Origin of the sequence: Massilia sp. CFBP9012, assembly GCF_034045115.1 — a bacterium.
GTDB lineage: Bacteria > Pseudomonadota > Gammaproteobacteria > Burkholderiales > Burkholderiaceae_D > Telluria.
In genome coordinates, this window is record NZ_JAXCWM010000002.1 from 34,386 (window position 1) to 51,496 (window position 17,111).

The 17,111-nt window shown below is 62.3% G+C and carries 19 protein-coding genes; 1 reads left to right on the plus strand and 18 read right to left on the minus strand.

Annotated elements, in window-relative coordinates:
* Positions 1–137: 137 nt before the first annotated feature.
* The 7 genes from SOM61_RS02830 to rpsF all read right to left on the minus strand — a co-directional run bounded on the left by SOM61_RS02830 (position 138) and on the right by rpsF (position 4,911).
* On the minus strand, positions 138–1,148 hold the full coding sequence (locus SOM61_RS02830; RefSeq protein WP_147937142.1) for an inorganic phosphate transporter: 1,011 nt from the start codon (positions 1,146–1,148) through the stop codon (positions 138–140).
* A 23-nt stretch (positions 1,149–1,171) separates the two neighbouring features.
* Entirely contained in the window at positions 1,172–1,798 is a 627-nt protein-coding gene (locus SOM61_RS02835) for a DUF47 domain-containing protein (protein WP_005666076.1), read from the minus strand.
* Positions 1,799–1,868: 70 nt separating this feature from the next.
* On the minus strand, positions 1,869–3,266 hold the full coding sequence (locus SOM61_RS02840) for a replicative DNA helicase (RefSeq protein WP_370660656.1): 1,398 nt from the start codon (positions 3,264–3,266) through the stop codon (positions 1,869–1,871).
* A gap of 109 nt (positions 3,267–3,375) precedes the next feature.
* Positions 3,376–3,828 (minus strand): 50S ribosomal protein L9, encoded by a 453-nt coding sequence (gene rplI / locus SOM61_RS02845; RefSeq protein ID WP_320472692.1) that lies wholly within the window; start codon positions 3,826–3,828, stop codon positions 3,376–3,378.
* Positions 3,829–3,859: 31 nt separating this feature from the next.
* Positions 3,860–4,150 carry a 30S ribosomal protein S18 gene (gene rpsR, locus SOM61_RS02850; RefSeq protein WP_005666071.1) on the minus strand — a complete coding sequence of 97 codons (291 nt, stop codon included), beginning with the start codon at positions 4,148–4,150 and terminating at the stop codon, positions 3,860–3,862.
* A gap of 29 nt (positions 4,151–4,179) precedes the next feature.
* Entirely contained in the window at positions 4,180–4,470 is a 291-nt protein-coding gene (gene priB, locus SOM61_RS02855) for a primosomal replication protein N (protein ID WP_320472693.1), read from the minus strand.
* Positions 4,471–4,512: 42 nt separating this feature from the next.
* Positions 4,513–4,911 carry a 30S ribosomal protein S6 gene (gene rpsF / locus SOM61_RS02860; protein ID WP_123070735.1) on the minus strand — a complete coding sequence of 133 codons (399 nt, stop codon included), beginning with the start codon at positions 4,909–4,911 and terminating at the stop codon, positions 4,513–4,515.
* A gap of 283 nt (positions 4,912–5,194) precedes the next feature.
* Between rpsF and lexA the strand changes: the two genes are divergently transcribed.
* On the plus strand, positions 5,195–5,824 hold the full coding sequence (gene lexA / locus SOM61_RS02865) for a transcriptional repressor LexA (RefSeq protein ID WP_320472694.1): 630 nt from the start codon (positions 5,195–5,197) through the stop codon (positions 5,822–5,824).
* A gap of 132 nt (positions 5,825–5,956) precedes the next feature.
* On the opposite strand, the gene SOM61_RS02870 is transcribed toward lexA, so the two are convergent.
* From SOM61_RS02870 to SOM61_RS02920, 11 genes are all read right to left on the minus strand, one after another.
* Positions 5,957–6,673, minus strand: a complete 717-nt coding sequence (locus SOM61_RS02870) for a tetratricopeptide repeat protein (protein WP_320472695.1) — start codon at positions 6,671–6,673, stop codon at positions 5,957–5,959.
* Between the two features lie 120 nt (positions 6,674–6,793).
* Positions 6,794–8,035: a cystathionine gamma-synthase family protein gene (locus SOM61_RS02875; RefSeq protein ID WP_320472696.1), complete on the minus strand. Its 1,242-nt coding sequence runs from the start codon at positions 8,033–8,035 to the stop codon at positions 6,794–6,796.
* 3 nt (positions 8,036–8,038) lie between these two features.
* Complete coding sequence (gene purF, locus SOM61_RS02880) at positions 8,039–9,565, minus strand: amidophosphoribosyltransferase (RefSeq protein ID WP_320472697.1); 1,527 nt, start codon at positions 9,563–9,565, stop codon at positions 8,039–8,041.
* A 63-nt stretch (positions 9,566–9,628) separates the two neighbouring features.
* Positions 9,629–10,117 carry a CvpA family protein gene (locus SOM61_RS02885; protein WP_147937134.1) on the minus strand — a complete coding sequence of 163 codons (489 nt, stop codon included), beginning with the start codon at positions 10,115–10,117 and terminating at the stop codon, positions 9,629–9,631.
* A 15-nt stretch (positions 10,118–10,132) separates the two neighbouring features.
* A complete protein-coding gene (locus tag SOM61_RS02890; protein ID WP_320472698.1) occupies positions 10,133–11,113 on the minus strand; it encodes an SPOR domain-containing protein in 981 nt (326 codons plus the stop codon).
* A gap of 27 nt (positions 11,114–11,140) precedes the next feature.
* Positions 11,141–12,439 (minus strand): bifunctional tetrahydrofolate synthase/dihydrofolate synthase, encoded by a 1,299-nt coding sequence (gene folC, locus SOM61_RS02895; protein ID WP_320472699.1) that lies wholly within the window; start codon positions 12,437–12,439, stop codon positions 11,141–11,143.
* Positions 12,440–12,518: 79 nt separating this feature from the next.
* Positions 12,519–13,391, minus strand: coding sequence for an acetyl-CoA carboxylase, carboxyltransferase subunit beta (gene accD / locus SOM61_RS02900; protein ID WP_320472700.1), 873 nt, complete (start codon positions 13,389–13,391; stop codon positions 12,519–12,521).
* A gap of 345 nt (positions 13,392–13,736) precedes the next feature.
* Positions 13,737–14,009, minus strand: a complete 273-nt coding sequence (locus tag SOM61_RS02905; RefSeq protein ID WP_320472701.1) for a hypothetical protein — start codon at positions 14,007–14,009, stop codon at positions 13,737–13,739.
* Positions 14,010–14,286: 277 nt separating this feature from the next.
* Positions 14,287–15,087 carry a tryptophan synthase subunit alpha gene (gene trpA, locus SOM61_RS02910; RefSeq protein ID WP_320472702.1) on the minus strand — a complete coding sequence of 267 codons (801 nt, stop codon included), beginning with the start codon at positions 15,085–15,087 and terminating at the stop codon, positions 14,287–14,289.
* 76 nt (positions 15,088–15,163) lie between these two features.
* Positions 15,164–16,420 (minus strand): tryptophan synthase subunit beta, encoded by a 1,257-nt coding sequence (trpB, locus tag SOM61_RS02915; protein WP_320472703.1) that lies wholly within the window; start codon positions 16,418–16,420, stop codon positions 15,164–15,166.
* The gene (locus SOM61_RS02920; protein ID WP_320472704.1) at positions 16,386–17,096 is read right to left on the minus strand and encodes a phosphoribosylanthranilate isomerase; all 711 of its coding nucleotides are present in this window, start codon (positions 17,094–17,096) and stop codon (positions 16,386–16,388) included. The genes trpB and SOM61_RS02920 overlap by 35 nt, the downstream gene beginning before the upstream one ends.
* Positions 17,097–17,111: the final 15 nt, after the last annotated feature.

Consider the following 17,111-nt stretch of genomic DNA (forward strand, 5'->3'; position numbering starts at 1 on the left):
GTGATTTCACTTGGATCCCCGCCTTCGCGGGGATGACGATGCATACTTTGCGTATAAATATTCCGGACACCAGTGCGCCTCCGCGGGAACGACGTCTCAGAGCTGCAGGGAACGGGTCACGCCGCGCCCAGCGCTTCTTACATGATGTGGGTACCGATCCACCACGCCACTGCCGCCATGAAGGCCGACGCCGGAATGGTAAAGATCCAGGCCCAGACGATATTGCCCGCCACGCCCCAGCGCACGGCCGAGGCCTTTTGCGAGGCGCCCACGCCGACGATGGCGCCGGTGATGGTGTGCGTGGTCGACACCGGAATACCGAACGCGCTCGACATCAGGAGGGTCATGGCGCCGCCGGTCTCGGCGCAGAAGCCGCCCACCGGTTTGAGCTTGGTGATCTTCTGGCCCATGGTCTTGACGATGCGCCAGCCGCCGAACAGCGTACCGAAGGCGATCGCGGCATAGCACGAGATGATGACCCAGGCCGGTGGATGGGCGTCGGCGGCATTGACGTAGCCGGCGGCGATCAGCAGCATCCAGATGATACCCATGGTCTTTTGTGCGTCATTGCCGCCGTGGCCCAGCGAGTAGGCCGCGGCCGAGACCAGTTGCAGTTTACGGAACAGGCCGTCGACCTTGCGCGGTGTCGCCTTGACGAACACCCAGGCCACGATCAGCATGATGATCGACCCCAGCGCGAAGCCCAGCAGCGGCGCCACCACGATGAAGGCCACGGTCTTGAGCAAGCCGCCGGAGATCAGCGAACCGGTACCGGCTTTCGCGACCGCCGCGCCGACCAGGCCGCCGATCAGGGCATGCGAGGACGAGGACGGGATGCCGTAGTACCAGGTGATCAGGTTCCAGGAGATCGCCCCGACCAGGGCGCCGAAGATGACATAGTGATCGACGATGTTCGGGTCGATGGTACCCTTGCCGATGGTTTGCGCCACCTTCATGTTGACCACGAAGATCGCGATGAAGTTGAAGAAGGCGGCCATCGCCACGGCGTGCTGCGGCTTCAGGACGCCGGTCGACACGACGGTGGCGATCGAGTTCGCCGAGTCGTGGAAGCCGTTCATGAAGTCGAAGATCAGCGCCAGGACGACCAGCATGCCCAGCACGTAAATGCTGATATGTAGAGTTTCCATAATCGTTACCGGTTCGAAGGCGCTTACGCGTTCTCGACGATGATGCCTTCGATGATGTTGGCCACGTCTTCGCAGCGGTCGGTAACGGTTTCCAGGATCTCGTAGATCGCTTTCATCTTGATCAGGTTGCGCACGTCCGGTTCGTCGCGGAACAGCTTGGACATGGCGGCGCGCATCACGTGGTCGGCGTCCGACTCGAAGCGGTCGATCTCTTCGCAGATGGCGACGATCTTCGGCGCATTGTCCATATCGTGCAGCATCGAGACGGCTTCCTGCACCTTCAGGCAGCACGACAGGCACAGCTCGGCCAGGCGCTTGGCTTCCGGCGTGACCGCGTGCAGGTCGTACAGCGACACGGTCTGGGCCGCGTCTTCCATCATGTCCAGGATGTCGTCCATGCGCGTGATCAGCTTGTGGATGTCGTCGCGGTCGAGCGGGGTGATGAAGGTCTTGTGCAGCAGGTCGACCGTGGCGTAGGTGATCTTGTCGGCCTGCTTCTCGATGGTCTCGACCGCGTGGGTACGGGTTTCCAGGTCATCGAAGTTGGTCATCAGGCCAACCATCTCGTGCGCACCCTTCACGCACAAGGCCGCGTGTTGGTTGAACAGTTCAAAGAAATTGCCCTCTTTGGGCAGGAAACGTCCAAACATTATTTTTCTCCGTGGAGTTCTCTCTGGGTCATGCCGCCGTCGTGGACAGATGACGACACTGTATATCGGTTTAATCGCCCTGATAAACGGCGAGGTTACCGCTGTAGTTGCCAAACTTGGTGTATTGGCCAATCCAGGTGAGGCGAATCGCCCCAATCGGACCGTTACGCTGCTTGCCGATGATGATCTCGGCAGTGCCCTTGTCGGGCGAATCCGGGTTGTAGACTTCGTCGCGGTACAGGAAGATGATCACGTCCGCATCCTGCTCGATAGCGCCGGATTCGCGCAAGTCGGACATCACGGGACGTTTATTGGGGCGTTGTTCCAGCGAGCGGTTCAGCTGCGACAGCGCGATCACGGGGCACTGCAGCTCCTTGGCCAGGCCTTTCAGCGAACGCGAGATCTCGGAGATCTCGGACGCGCGGTTGTCGCCCGGCTTCGAACCCTGCATCAGCTGCAGGTAGTCGACGATGATGAGCCCGAGCTTGCCGCACTGGCGCGCCAGGCGGCGCGCGCGTGCGCGCATCTCGATCGGGTTCAATGCGGGGGTTTCGTCGATGTACAGCTGCGCATCGTTCATCTTCTGGATGGCGTGCGTCAGGCGCGGCCAGTCCTCGTCGTTCAGGCGGCCGGTACGCAGGCGGTGCTGGTCGAGCTGGCCGACCGAGCCGAGCATACGCATGGCCAGCTGGGTGCCGCCCATCTCCATCGAGAACACGGCGACCGGCAGGCCGGCCTCGATCGCGACGTTCTCGCCGATGTTCACCGAGAACGCGGTCTTGCCCATCGACGGGCGGCCAGCGACGATGACGAGGTCGCCCGGCTGCAGGCCGGACGTCATGCGGTCGAGGTCGATGAAGCCGGTCGGCACGCCGGTGATCTCGCCCTGGTTCTCGCGCGAGTACAGTTCGTCGATGCGCTCGACCACCTGGGTCAGCAGCGGCTGCACCGCCAGCCAGCCCTGGGCGCCGCGGGCGCCCTGCTCGGCGATGGCGAAGATCCGCGACTCGGCCTCGTCGAGCATCTGCTTGACTTCCTTGCCCTGCGGATTGAAGGCATTGCCGGAAATCTCGTCGGCGACGGTGATCAGCTGGCGCAGGATGCCGCGGTCGCGCACGATCTCGGCGTAGCGGCGGATATTGGCGGCCGACGGCGTGTTCTGCGCCATCGCGTTCAGGTATTGCAGGCCACCCACCTCCTCGGCCTTGCCGAGCTGGTTGCAGGCTTCGTAGACCGTGATCACGTCGGCCGGCTTGCCGGCGTTGATCAGGCGGACCATCTGTTCGAAGATGATGCGGTGATCGTAACGGTAGAAGTCTTCCGCATGCATGAAGTCGGCGATGCGGTCCCAGGCGGCATTATCGCGCAGCAGGCCGCCGATGACGGACTGCTCTGCTTCGATGGAATGCGGGGGGATGCGCAGGGCTTCGATCTGCGGGTCTGAGGGTGCTGCGTTCATGGGCGGCATTATACCTTCTCCTGTCACACGGCTGTCATAATTGGTGAGTTTCAAAAGCAAAAAAGCCGGGAGAACCCGGCTTTTTTGTGTACTGCTTTTACTTCAGTTCAGCATTCGCTTAGGCAGCTTCGCCCACGACAGCGATGGTGATTTCCGACACGACGTCGGTGTGCAGTGCGACTGCAACCGGGAATTCGCCGGTGGTCTTCAGCGGGCCGGTCGGCAGGCGAACGGCAGCTTTTTCGACCGGGAAACCTTGCTTGCTCAGCGCTTCAGCGATGTCAGCGTTGGTGACCGAACCGAACAGACGGCCGTCGACGCCGGCCTTCTGGCCGATGGTGACGGTCAGGCCGCTCAGCTTGTCGCCTTGGGCTTGGGCGGCTGCCAGTTTCTCGGCGGCTGCTTTTTCCAGTTCGGCGCGCTTGGCTTCGAACTCGGCGACGGCGCCGGCGGTAGCGCGGCGAGCCATCTTTTGTGGGATCAGGAAGTTACGTGCGTAACCGTCCTTGACTTTGACGACGTCGCCCAGGTTGCCGACGTTGAGAACTTTTTCCAACAGAATGATTTGCATGTTTTATCTCCAGGATAGCTGACGTAACCGATTAACCGTGGTGCAGGTCGGTGTACGGCAGCAGCGCCAGGTAGCGGGCGCGCTTGATGGCGGTGTCGACCTGACGCTGGTAGTGCGCCTTGGTGCCGGTCAGACGTGCTGGCATGATCTTGCCGTTTTCCTGGACGAAGTCCTTCAGGGTGTCGACGTCTTTGTAGTCAACCTGCTCAACACCAGCGGCGGTGAAGCGGCAGAATTTCTTGCGCTTGAACAGCGGATTCTGCTGTTTGCGCTTGAGTTTTTCTTTAGCTTTGTTTTTGTCGAACTTTTTACCGAATGCCATTTGAGGCTCCTGTATATCTAAATTGCCGGTTAAGCGGCACTGAAATCAATGATGTGAAACACCAGGGCTTTGCTGTTGCGGTTTTTCCGTGCAAGGAATCCATCGAACCGGTAGCTGGCGCCGAGTTCGGCGCTGCCGAACCTGCCCGAAATCTCGCCCGCGGCGAACGCGGGGACTTCGAACTCGACCAGCCTGTCGATCCCGGCCTCTCTTTGCTGCGAACTGTGCAGCAAGACGGCTGAAACGATCGGCACGCCGGCCGGGGTGTAGCGCAGGACATCACGCTCGGCGATGGTCGCCACGAGCTGGAGCTGGTTCACCCGATTCGACTGCTATGGTTCTACGAAATTCCTGGGAAAAACTTAGGCAGCGGCAGCAGCTGGAGCAGCGGCTGCAGGAGCAGCGGCTTCTGCACGGTGGCTCTTGGCTGCGTCTTCGCGCTGCACCGATTTCATCATCGGCGACGGTGCGGTTTCTGCTTTCTTCATCTTGACGGTCAGATGACGCAGAACGGCATCATTGAACTTGAATGCGGTTTCCAGCTCGACCAGGGTCTCGTTGTCGCATTCGATGTTCAGGCAGATGTAGTGTGCTTTTGGCAGCTTCTGGATCTGGTAAGCCATTTGACGGCGGCCCCAGTCTTCGACGCGATGGATGTTACCGCCGCGGCTGGTCACCGTGGTCTTGTAACGCTCGATCATCGCCGGGACTTGCTCGCTCTGGTCCGGGTGGACGATAAAAACGATTTCATAATGACGCATGCAATACTCCTTGAGGACGTTTTACATAAATGCCCACCTCGGCGTCAAGACGAGTGTGGGAAGGGAACAGCCAGCTAGTATAGCGTGAAATGGGCAAAATGGGAACCTGGCTGTCAAGCGCTTCGTCCGCGCGCCACTCTCACTCGACAATTACCCTTGCAGGAAGCGTATTTTCCGTGTTGCGTGCGCTTTTTTTGCGCTTTTTCGTGTATATCCCTTGCGTATAGCAGAATACTGTACAAAAATACAGTCTATCTCTACCAACCCGTTTCGCAAGATATTTATGCTCAAGCTCACTGCAAGGCAAGAACAGATCCTTAACCTGATCAAGGAAGCGATCGAGAACACGGGTTTCCCTCCGACCCGGGCCGAAATCGCGGCCGAACTGGGCTTCCGCTCGGCCAATGCGGCCGAAGAACACCTGCAAGCCCTGGCGCGCAAGGGTGCGATCGAGATTTCGCCGGGCACCTCGCGCGGCATCCGCCTGGTCGGCGCCAGCGTCGAGCAGATCCCTATGCCGCCGCCCTCCCTGATGTCGCTGCCGCTGGTCGGCCGCGTCGCCGCCGGCAATCCGATCCTCGCGCAAGAGCACGTCGAAGCGACCTATAACGTCGACACCGCGATGTTCGCGGCGCGGCCCGACTTTTTACTCAAGGTAAAAGGCTGGTCGATGCGCGACGCCGGCATCATGGATGGCGACTTTTTGGCGGTCAAGAAGATCGACAGCGCCAAGAACGGCCAGATCGTCGTCGCCCGCCTGGGCGAAGAAGTCACCGTCAAGCGCTACCGCAAGACGGGCGACCTGGTCGAACTGCTGCCCGAGAACCCCGACTTCAAGATCATCGAAGTCACGCCCGACGAAGAGTTCGCGCTCGAGGGTCTGGCGGTGGGGTTGATGCGCAGCTGGAACTGATATAGCCGTCGATCCGTCGTTCCCGCGCAGGCGGGAACCCAAGTCATGTGCGTTGCCAATACGATCTGACGCAGCGTTAGCGCGAGCAACTTGGGTTCCCGCCTTCGCGGGAACGACGTTTATAGGCAGTCTTTACTGCTTGGCCTTGTTGACCACCGCATTGTGCTGGTCCACATACGCTTCGGTCGCGCTGCGCCATGCGGCGAAATCGGCCAATACCATCTTCGAATTGACTTTCGCTCCCTCGGCGATGTTCTGGCGCACCTGCTCCAGGTAGGCGGTCGAGGCGTCGGTTTCCTGCTTGTTCATCAGCTTGGCGATGTCGGGCGGGATGCGCTTGGTCAGCGGCGATTGCGTGTTCAGGTTGGTCACCATCTTGTTGTAGCAATCCTGCCAGCCGGTCACGGCCTTGTTCACGCGCTCGATCTCGTCATTCACCTTCGACACCGGCGGGATGCGCGGCGACGGGCAGCGGTACTCGCCGGCCTGCAGCTCGGCGCCATCGTAGCCCTTGATCCAGTAATCGATCTCGGCGCGGCGTTCGACGCGCTGCTGCATGATCACGAGCGAGTCGGCGGCCACCTTGTTGCCCTTGGCGGCCGACTTTTCAAACAACTCCTTTGCCTTGGCCTCGTCGACCGCGCCGGCCTCGCCATACCAGTACATCTGGCCCAGCTGCTGCTGGGCTTGTGGGTTGCCGGCATTGGCCAGCTTGGTGTACAGCTTGAGCGCGCCCGCAAAGTCTTTTTTCTCGAACAGGGCATTGGCATCCTCGAGCTCGCCGGCGAAGGCGGCGCCACTGAACGCGACAGACACCGCGAGGGACAGGCAGGACAGGAATCGTTTCATGGGCATACCGTAAGGCTGGGCTGGTAAAAGTCCATGATAGCCGTGTTTTACAGCTTGACTCAACCGCAAAAATGACAGGGCCGGCAATTGCCGGCCCTGTCAGGACAGTTTTACCCCGCTTTACGCATCCAGCGCCTGGCGGAAGTCGCCGACCAGGTCATCGGTGTCCTCGATGCCCACCGACACCCGGATCAAGCCTTCCGCGATGCCCATGCTGGCGCGCCGCTCGGGACCCATTTCGAAGAAGATCGTGTGCGCCACCGGAATCACGAGAGTGCGGTTGTCGCCCAGGTTCGAGGCCGGGATCGCCAGTTTGAGGCGGTTCAGGTAGTCGAACGGGTCGATGTCTTGTTTCAGCTCGAAGCTCAACAGCGAGCCGCCGGAGCGGAACAGCGCATCGACGATCGCGTGCTGCGGGTGCGAGGCCAGGCCCGGATAATGCACCGCAGCGACGCGCTCGTCGGCTTCGAGCATCGTCGCCAGGGCCAGCGCATTGGCGCAGGTACGCTCCATGCGCAGGGCCAGCGTCTCGGCGCCGACCGCGATGTGGTGCGCCGCTTCCGGCCCCAGCGCGGCGCCGAAGTCGCGCAGCGCCTTGGCCCGCAGCTGGGCCATGCCTTGCGCACCTGACGCCTGCTTCCTGAAGTTCTGGGCGATGTTCGGATACGCGGCCCAGTCGAACAGGCCGGTATCGGTCAGCGCGCCGCCCAGTGCGATGCCGTGGCCGCCGATCGACTTGGTCAGCGAATTGACCACCAGCCCGGCATGCACGTCTTTCGGACGGAACAGCCAGGGCGTGGTCATCGTGTTGTCGACCACGTACAGGATGCCGCGTGCACGGCACAGTTCGCCGATGCGGGCCAGGTCCGCCACTTGCGTGCGCGGATTGGCGATGGTCTCGACGAACACCAGGCGGGTGTTCGGGGTCAAGGCCGCTTCGACCTGGGCCACGTCGGTGGCATCGACGAAAGCGACGTCGACGCCCTGCCCCGCCACCGTCTGCCACAGGCTGTTGGTGTTCCCGAACAGGAAGCTCGACGACACGATGTGGTCGCCGGCTTTCAACAATGCCTGGAACAGCGCGCCGATCGCCGCCATGCCGGTGCCGAAGCACAGGGTGGCGACGCCGTCTTCCATCTTGCTGATCTTGTCTTCCAGGGCCGACACCGTCGGGTTGCCCTGGCGGCCGTAGCGAAAGCCCGGCTCCTTGCCCTGGAACACCGACGCCAGCTGGCGCGCGTCGGCATAACCGAAGGCGACCGAGGTGTGCACCGGCTTGTGCAGCGAACCCTGCTCGATCGTCTTGCGACGATCGTTGTGCAGGATGGTGGTGGTGAAGCCGTAGCGCTTGTTATCCGACATGGCTTACTCGGCGGCCACCGGCGGGTTCAGGTTGAGCTGGGTGCGCACCTTGTCCTCGTTGCCGTCCTTGCTCGACGGGGCGTGGCGCGCCGATTCCTGGCGATCAAGATATTCCGGGGTCACGTCGCCGGTGACATAGACGCCGTCGAAGCACGATGCCTCGAAGTTCTTGAGCTCAGGATTGACGTCCGAGATCGCGCGCTTGAGTGCGTCGACGTCCTGGTACACCACGCGGTCGGCCGTGATCTCGCGGCACACTTCTTCGGTCGTGCGGCCGTGGGCGATCAGTTCGTCGCGGGTCGGCATGTCGATGCCGTACACGTTCGGGTACAGCACCGGTGGCGCGGCCGAAGCGAAGAAGACTTTGCGGGCGCCGGCTTCGCGCGCCATCTGCACGATCTCGCGGCTGGTGGTGCCGCGCACGATCGAATCATCGACCAGCAGCACGTTCTTGTCCTTGAACTCGGAGCTGATCGCGTTCAGTTTCTGGCGCACCGATTTCTTGCGCATGCCCTGGCCCGGCATGATGAAGGTGCGGCCGATGTAGCGGTTCTTGATGAAGCCTTCGCGGTATTCGACGCCCAGTTTCAAGGCCAGCTGGATCGCGGCCGGACGCGAGGAATCGGGGATCGGCATCACCACGTCGATCTCGTCGACCGGGATTTCGCGGCTGACCTTATCGGCCAGGTATTCACCCATGCGCAGGCGGGTGGCATACACCGAGGCGCCGTCGATCACGGAATCGGGACGCGCCAGGTAGACGAATTCGAAGGCGCAGGGATTGAGCGATGGATTCACGGCGCACTGGCGCTCGTGCAGCTGGTTGTTTTCGTCGATGAAGACCGCCTCGCCCGGCGCGATGTCGCGCACGAAGCGGAAGCCCAGGCCTTCCAGGGCGACCGATTCGCTGGCCACCAGGTATTCATTGCCCTGCTCGGTCTCGTTGATGCCCAGGCACAGTGGACGGATGCCGAACGGGTCACGGAAGGCCAGCAGGCCGTGGCCGGCGATCTGCGCCACCACGGCGTAGGCGCCGCGCACGCGGCGGTGCACGGCGGCGACCGCCTTGAACACGGCGTCGGCGTCGAGCGAGTAGCCGTCGGCCGCTTCCTGGATTTCGTGCGCCAGCACATTGAGCAGCACTTCGGAGTCGGAATCGGTGTTGATGTGGCGGCGGTCGTTGCGGAACAGCTCGTCCTTCAGCACTGCCTGGTTGGTCAGGTTGCCGTTGTGGGCCAGCGTGATGCCGAACGGTGCGTTGACGTAGAACGGCTGCGCCTCTTCTTCGCTCGACGAACCGGCGGTGGGGTAGCGGCAGTGGCCGATACCGGTATTGCCCTGCAGCGAACGCATATTACGGGTGCGGAACACATCCCGGACCAGGCCGTTGGCCTTGAACATCGAGAACATGCTGCTGTGATTGGTCGCGATACCCGCCGCGTCCTGGCCGCGGTGCTGCAGCAGCAGCAATGCGTCATACAGCAACTGGTTGACGGGAGAGTGAGAGACGACGCCGACGATGCCACACATGGTGTGCTCCTAAAAGCTTGAGTGCTTGATTACAGAAAAAGTTCTACGACTGAGGAATGCTGGTCAAAAATTCACGTGCTGCGCCATGGCAGCGGGAAGGAAGGGCTTGACGGTACGGGCGCCGGTCTCGGCGATCGGCGACAACAGCGCCTGTTGCCAGAATGCCTGCTTCGGAATGTCCGTCATCCCACACAATATGACGCCGGCCAGCACGATTACAATGCCGCGCGCCAATCCAAACAAGCCGCCAAGGCCGCGGTCCGCCAGCGAGAGGCCGGTGGCTTCCACCAGGGCCCCGATCGCCAGCGACAGCAGGCCCATCAGGATACGCACGCCCAGGAACAGCGCGATGAAGGCCACGATCAGGCGCGCTGTGTCGCCGGGAATCACTTCCGGCAGCAAGGGTGCGAGCCCGGCGCCATAGGCATTGGCCACCACGAAGGCGACGATCCAGCCCACCAGCGACAGGATTTCCTTGACCAGGCCGCGCAAGGTGCTGATGACAACGGAGGCGATCAGCACGAACAGCACCAGGTAATCGAAAATCGTCACGCTTTTAGGACAATGTCAGAGCGGCACCATGGTGCCGGACAGGCCGATGCCGCCCAGCTTGGCGCGCGTTTTCTCGGCTTCTTCCTTGCTGAACGGACCGATCCGCACACGGATCAGTTCGCCCGACTTCTGGGTGAACGATGCGATTCCGGCGCCGCGCAGGCGGTCCTGCAATTCCGTGACCTTTTCCTGGCTGCCCAGGGCGGCGACCTGCACCACGAAGCGCGGCGCCGGGCCCTGCGCCTTCTGCGGCTCGGCCGGCTTGCCTTCCAGGATGGCCATGGCGCGCGCGGCGTCGTCCTTCGGCGCGGGCTTGGCGACCTGCTCGGCCTTCGGATGCGTCTCGGCCGGTTTTTTCGCGGGCTCGGGTTTCTTCTCGGGCGTCGGTTCCCGTTTGGGTTCGGGCTTGGGTTCGGGCTTGATCGGCTCGGGCTTCGGCTTGACCGGTTCGGGCTTCGGCTCCGGCTTCGGCGGCTCAGTCGGTTCCAGCATGCGCATCGGCGGCGGATCGCCGGCTACAGGGGCCGTCACGGGTGCGCTACTTGCTCGGGCACTGGCCGCAGGGGCCGACGCCGAGGCCGCGGAGCCGGCGGCCGGGGGCGCCGAGTCTGGCTCGACGATCTCTTCGTCGCTGTCGACGCTGGCCGACGCCGCCACCTGCTCGGACGGCACGGGCAGCGGGGCCGCCTTGTCCTTGTCCGGGATGTGGATGGCGATGTCGGTGGCGAGCGGCTTGGGTTCGGAATCGAGCAGCATCGGCAGCGCGACGACGGCCGCCAGCACCAGCGCGATGGCGCCGACCAGGCGGCGGCGGGCGCGCTTTTTCTCGGGCAGGATCGGGTCGCCACGGCTGCTGCGGCGTCCCGCCTCGCCAGCGGAGCTTGCGCGCTTGGAACGGGCGCGCTCGGTATAGGCGCAATCGTCGTCCTTGACGAAGTGCCCACTGTCCTGGACAGTTTCTTGCTTGTTTTTATTGCCGAACGAGAACAAGCCCATGTGGTTCAGGTAATAGCGTGAAGAAGGTCAGTGAAGACTCGATTTACGGGCCGCCATGACGCCTGCAACCGTGTAGAAAGAGCCAAAGACCACAATTCTATCATTCTCCCCTGCCCGGCTCAGCGCATTCGCATAGGCCTCGGCCGGCGATGCGAAATTATTCACAGAAAAATCGTCGTCCTTGGCGCCGGCCGGCCGCAATTCGCGCAGCTTGTCGGCCAGCGCTTCGGGCTCCGCCGAGCGCGGCGAATCGAGCTTGGTCACGCACCAGTGATCGACCAGACCGGCCATTGGCGCGATGACGGCGTCGATGTCCTTGTCTTCCATGATGCCGAACACGGCATAGGTAAAGCGGTGGAATCCCATATTGCCCAGGTTCTGGGCCAGGGTGGCCGAGGCATGGGGATTGTGGGCGACGTCCAGCACCTGGGTCGGACGGCCCGGCAGCACCTGGAAACGGCCCGGCAGTTCGACCATGGCCAGGCCGGCGCGGGTTTCCTGGGCGCCGCACGGCAGCTGCATGCGCAGCACCTCGAGCGCGGCCAGCGCGGCCGAGGCGTTGAGCAGCTGGTTGGCGCCGCGCAGGGCCGGATAGGCCAGCGAGTTACGGCGCTGGCTGCGACCGCCATAGCTCCACTGCTGCTGGTCGCCCTGGTAATTGAAGTCGCGGCCGAGCAGCCACAGGTCGGCGCCGATCTGTTCGGCGTGGTCGATCAGCGATTGCGGCGGCACCGGGTCGCTGCAGATCGCCGGCTTGCCCGGGCGGAAGATACCGGCCTTCTCGAAGCCGATTTTTTCCCGCGTGTCACCGAGGTAGGACGTATGGTCGATGTCGATGCTGGTGACAATGGAGACGTCGGCGTCGATGACGTTGACCGCATCCAGGCGTCCGCCCAGGCCGACTTCGAGGATGGCGACGTCGACGCCGCTCTTCGAGATCAGGTGGGCGATGGCCAGGGTGGTGAATTCGAAATACGTCAGGTCGATGCCGGCGCGGGCGGCCTCGACGTCGTTGAAGGCGCCCACGAGCGCCTCATCTGATGCCATCTCGCCATTGATGCGGGCGCGCTCGTTGAAGTCGAGGAAGTGCGGCTTGATGTAGAGGCCGACGCGGTAGCCGGACTGCAGCAGCACCGATTCGAGCATCGCGCACGTGGAACCCTTGCCATTGGTGCCGGCGACCATGATCACCGGGCAATCGAAGGCCAGCCCCATACGCTCCTTGACGGCGCGGACGCGGTCCAGGCCCATGTCGATATGGGTTTCGGCATGGCGCGACTCGAGCAGGGCCAGCCAATCGGGCAAGGTAGTGGGAAGTGGGGACATGGTGGATACGATCGATGTGCTCGGCTGCCCTGGACGGGCGCACAAGCTGAAAGGGCGACCGAAGTCGCCCTTGTGTCTATCAGGCCAGGACTTCGGTCGCCTGGTTTTGCAGCAGGGCCAGCAGGCGCGCGATTTCTTCGCGCATCTTGCGGCGGTCGACGATCATGTCGACGGCGCCCTTGGTGACCAGGAACTCCGCGCGTTGGAAACCTTCTGGCAATTTCTCACGCACGGTGTTTTCGATCACACGCGGGCCGGCGAAGCCGATCAGGGCCTTCGGTTCGGCGATGACGACGTCGCCCATGAAGGCGAACGAGGCCGAGACGCCACCCATGGTCGGATCGGTCAGCACGCTAATGAACGGCAGCTTCTTTTCGGACAGCTTGGTCAGCATGGCAGTGGTCTTGGCCATCTGCATCAGCGACAGCAAGCCTTCCTGCATGCGGGCACCACCGGTGGCGGTGATGCAAATGAACGGCACCTTCTGCTCGAGCGCAATTTGCGCGCCGCGCACGAAACGCTCGCCGACGACGGAACCCATCGAGCCGCCCATGAATTCGAATTCAAAGGCGGCAACGACCACCGGCAGGCTCATGATGGAACCGCCCTGCACGATCAGCGCATCGGTCTCGCCGGTGGCTTCCATGGCCGACTTCAGGCGATCCGGATACTTCTTGCTGTCCTTGAACTTCAGCGTATCGACCGGCAGGGTCTCCTGGCCGATATCGTAGCGGCCGCCTTCATCGAGCAGCGCATCGAGGCGATCGCGGGCGCGGATGCGCATATGGTGGCTGCACTTCGGGCACACGTGCAGATTGGACTCGATGTCCGCGCGGTACAGCACCGACTCGCACGACGGGCACTTGACCCACAGGCCTTCCGGCATGGTCTTGCGGTTAGCGGCATCGGAGCGCTGGATCCGAGGGGGCAGCAACTTTTCCAACCAACTCATATTCTCTCCTTTGCGGCAAATCTTTCAGGTGGCGTAGTGTAGCCGCTCAGGCCCGGCTTGTCGAATCGTAGCAAGCTGCCAATTGCCTGTTTGACATCCCGACCCTCCCACCCGCAAAGTAGGGTCAGAGTCGAATTGTTTGACAACTTTCGGAGTTGCCCAATAAATCAACTCTGACCCCCGTCTTTCTTTTTCTAATACAAATCCCTTTCACTCATATTAGGGACAGAGTCACGCCCTACTAGACATCAATCAATAGCCCAACAATTAGGGTCAGAGTCGAATTATTGGGCTATTACGCCAGGTATATATTTGAACGACCAAATGCGTTGGATTTTCCGTTACCTAGGATGCGACTTCGGCTGCCGTGTATTCGAATCCGCCGATACGTTGCGCGACAAGGTTATAAATCCAAAAACATAGCACGCCGCCAAGATAACTGACGAAGGCATACAGGAAGGGGAACAGGATGACTGCGCCAAGGCCGGCCGGGGTCTGCCTCAGCAGTGGCGCCAGGAGCATGAACAGCAGAATGAGCGGAAGCGAGAATATGAAATATAGCGCGGCGATCATCTTGGCGCACTGCGATACGTCGACTTGCTTGATACGGATTTTCATCGAGAACCTCCTGGGACGAGACTGGAGGTCCAATTTACTTTGAGAAATTCGATGACGAATCGCTTCAGGGCAATAGATAGATTGCGATAAAGCAACAATTCGTCGAGTGGGTGCTTTTCGAGGCTCAGCCCGGCGAAAAGTTATCAAACAATTCGACTCTGACCCTAATTTTTGGGTAATGTCTGCGGTGAAATCTCAAAGAGGGTCAGTGTCGAATTAAATGACAACATTGAGCGAAGAAATTGCTCAATAATTCGACTCTGACCCTAATTATGGCTTAGCGTGCGTCGAGGGCGGTGCGGATGCCTGAGGTGAAGGTGCGGACTGCTTCGACGGCCTCGCTTGACGGATGCGCTTCGATTTCCTGGATGATGCGGCTGCCGATCACGACTGCGTCCGCCACTTGCGCCACCGCCCTGGCGGTCGCGCCGTCGCGGATGCCGAAACCGACGCCGATCGGCAGCTTCACGTGTTCACGGATCGCGCTTACGCGGCGCGCCACGTCGTCGGTGTCGATGGTGCCGGAGCCCGTCACGCCTTTCAGCGAGACGTAGTAGCTGAAGCCGCCGCCATGCTGGGCTACCTGCTTCACCCGTTCGGTGGTCGAGGTCGGGGCCAGCAGGAAGATCAGGTCGAGGCCGTTGTCGCGCATGGCAGTAGCGAAGTCGGCGCATTCTTCCGGCGGATAGTCGACGACGATGGCGCCATCGGCGCCCGCTTCTTTCGCGCAGCGGATGAATTCACCCTGGCCGATGCGCTCGATCGGGTTGGCGTAGCCCATCAGCACGACGGGGGTGCTGGCGTTGGTCTGGCGGAATTCGCGCACGAAGGCGAAGACGTCCTTCAGGCCGACATTGAACTTGAGCGCACGCTCGCAGGCGCGCTGGATCACCGGGCCCTCGGCCATCGGATCCGAGAACGGCACGCCCAGTTCCAGGACATCGGCGCCGCCCGCCACCAGGGCGTGCATCAGCGGGACGGTCAGTTCGGGGCCGGGGTCGCCGGCGGTGATGAAGGTCACCAGTGCGGTCTTGTTCTGCGCCTTGAGTGCGGTAAAAGTGGGTTCGATGCGGGACATGCTGTTTCCTTTTAAAGAGTCACGGATGGTGCGGCGCTCCAGCCGATGTGCGGCTGGAGCCGGATGAACCCGGATTTCAGCCGAAATCCAGCCCCATCCGCTGCGCCACCGTGTGCATGTCCTTGTCGCCGCGACCTGACAGGTTGACCAGGATGATCTTGTCCTTCGGCAGGGTCGCCGCCAGCTTCACGCCATAGGCGATCGCATGCGACGACTCCAGCGCCGGGATGATTCCCTCGATGCGGCAGCAGTCGTGGAAGGTCTGCAGCGCCTCTTCATCGGTGATCGACACGTATTGCGCGCGCGCCGAATCCTTCAGCCAGGCGTGCTCCGGACCGACGCCCGGATAATCCAGGCCGGCCGACACCGAATGCGTCTCGATGATCTGTCCGTTCTCGTCCTGCAGCAGATACGTGCGGTTGCCGTGCAGGACACCCGGGATGCCGGCCGTCAGCGAGGCCGCGTGCTTGCCCGAATCGAGCCCCTCGCCGGCCGCCTCGACGCCGATCAGCTGCACGCCCGGCTCGCCGATATACGGGTAAAAAATGCCCATCGCGTTCGAGCCGCCGCCGATGCAGGCGACCACGTAGTCGGGCTGGCGTCCCGTCATGGCCGGCATCTGCACGCGGCATTCCTCGCCGATCACCGACTGGAAGTCGCGCACCATCATCGGATACGGGTGCGGGCCCGCCACCGTGCCGATGATGTAGAAGGTGTTTTCGATATTCGTGACCCAGTCGCGCATCGCCTCGTTGAGCGCGTCCTTCAGGGTCTTGGAGCCCGATTCCACCGGCACCACGGTCGCTCCCAGGAGCTTCATGCGGTACACGTTCTGCGCCTGGCGCTTGACGTCCTCGGCGCCCATGTACACCACGCACTCCAGGCCGAAACGCGCGCAGATGGTGGCGGTGGCCACGCCGTGCTGGCCGGCGCCGGTTTCGGCGATGATGCGCTGCTTGCCCATGCGCCGCGCCAGCAGGGCCTGGCCGATCACGTTATTGATCTTGTGCGCGCCCGTGTGGTTCAGGTCTTCGCGCTTGAAATAGACCTGGGCGCCGCCGGCCATCTCGGACCAGCGCCGCGCGTGGTACACCGGCGACGGACGGCCGACGAAGTGCGCCAGCTCGTAGCGGAATTCCTCGAGAAATTCAGGATCCTGCGCATACTTCGCATAGGCTTCGTTCAGCTCGGCCAGCGCGTGCGACAGGGTTTCGGCGACGAAGCTGCCGCCATAGGGGCCGAAGTGCCCGACCGCATCGGGCAGGGCGTAATCCGGGGTCTTGAACAACGGCGCAGCATTAAGCTGGGCCGTGATGATGTCTTTCGTGGTCATGGTGCGACTCGCTATCGATGGTGGCATCGGCTGCCCGCACCGCCGCGACGAAGGCGGCGATCTTGCGGGCGTCCTTGATCCCCTTCGCTTCCTCGACACCACTGCTGATGTCGACGGCGAAGGGACGAACACGTTCGGTCGCCTCAAGGACGTTGTGTACGCTCAACCCACCACTCAAAACGACCCGAGGCGCGAGCTCTTTTGGAATTAGAGACCAATCGAAGACCTTTCCTGCGCCGCCGTAAGCGTCTACCCAGGTATCGAGCAACAGGCCCGAGAACCACGGACTGGCGGCGCGGTATGCAGATTCACATTCTAGCAAAGCCGCAGGCGGTGTGTCAGGCTTGATGCGGTAGGCGCGCACGAAAGGCCGCTGCACGGCAGCCGCGATGGCGGCGCACTCCTCTGCCGTTTCGTCGCCATGGAACTGGATGAGCCCCAGCGGCATGCTGCCTGCCACAGCGCGCACCTCGTCCAGCGTCGGGTTCACGAACAGCGCCACGCCGCTCACGAACGGCGGCAGGAGCGCGCACAGCTCGGCCGCGCGCGCCGGCGTGACGTAGCGCGGGCTCTTCGGATAGAACACGAAGCCGAGCGCGTCGGCGCCTTGCTCGACCGCCGCGCGCAGGTCCTGCTCGCGGGTGATGCCGCAGATCTTGATACGGGTGCGTCGCATGGCTAGTCCTGGAAA

Excerpts from the sequence above, each read along its gene's own strand:
- SOM61_RS02920 (WP_320472704.1), bottom strand. The coding sequence starts at position 17,096 with ATGCGACGCACCCGTATCAAGATCTGCGGCATCACCCGCGAGCAGGAC.
- purF (WP_320472697.1), bottom strand. The coding sequence starts at position 9,565 with ATGTGTGGCATCGTCGGCGTCGTCTCTCACTCTCCCGTCAACCAGTTG.
- folC (WP_320472699.1), bottom strand. The coding sequence starts at position 12,439 with ATGTCCCCACTTCCCACTACCTTGCCCGATTGGCTGGCCCTGCTCGAG.
- rpsF (WP_123070735.1), bottom strand. The coding sequence starts at position 4,911 with ATGCGTCATTATGAAATCGTTTTTATCGTCCACCCGGACCAGAGCGAG.
- SOM61_RS02830 (WP_147937142.1), bottom strand. The coding sequence starts at position 1,148 with ATGGAAACTCTACATATCAGCATTTACGTGCTGGGCATGCTGGTCGTC.
- SOM61_RS02870 (WP_320472695.1), bottom strand. The coding sequence starts at position 6,673 with ATGAAACGATTCCTGTCCTGCCTGTCCCTCGCGGTGTCTGTCGCGTTC.
- SOM61_RS02835 (WP_005666076.1), bottom strand. The coding sequence starts at position 1,798 with ATGTTTGGACGTTTCCTGCCCAAAGAGGGCAATTTCTTTGAACTGTTC.
- SOM61_RS02890 (WP_320472698.1), bottom strand. The coding sequence starts at position 11,113 with ATGGGCTTGTTCTCGTTCGGCAATAAAAACAAGCAAGAAACTGTCCAG.
- lexA (WP_320472694.1), top strand. The coding sequence starts at position 5,195 with ATGCTCAAGCTCACTGCAAGGCAAGAACAGATCCTTAACCTGATCAAG.
- accD (WP_320472700.1), bottom strand. The coding sequence starts at position 13,391 with ATGAGTTGGTTGGAAAAGTTGCTGCCCCCTCGGATCCAGCGCTCCGAT.
- SOM61_RS02905 (WP_320472701.1), bottom strand. The coding sequence starts at position 14,009 with ATGAAAATCCGTATCAAGCAAGTCGACGTATCGCAGTGCGCCAAGATG.
- trpB (WP_320472703.1), bottom strand. The coding sequence starts at position 16,420 with ATGACCACGAAAGACATCATCACGGCCCAGCTTAATGCTGCGCCGTTG.
- SOM61_RS02875 (WP_320472696.1), bottom strand. The coding sequence starts at position 8,035 with ATGTCGGATAACAAGCGCTACGGCTTCACCACCACCATCCTGCACAAC.
- trpA (WP_320472702.1), bottom strand. The coding sequence starts at position 15,087 with ATGTCCCGCATCGAACCCACTTTTACCGCACTCAAGGCGCAGAACAAG.
- rpsR (WP_005666071.1), bottom strand. The coding sequence starts at position 4,150 with ATGGCATTCGGTAAAAAGTTCGACAAAAACAAAGCTAAAGAAAAACTC.
- SOM61_RS02840 (WP_370660656.1), bottom strand. The coding sequence starts at position 3,266 with ATGCCGCCCATGAACGCAGCACCCTCAGACCCGCAGATCGAAGCCCTG.
- rplI (WP_320472692.1), bottom strand. The coding sequence starts at position 3,828 with ATGCAAATCATTCTGTTGGAAAAAGTTCTCAACGTCGGCAACCTGGGC.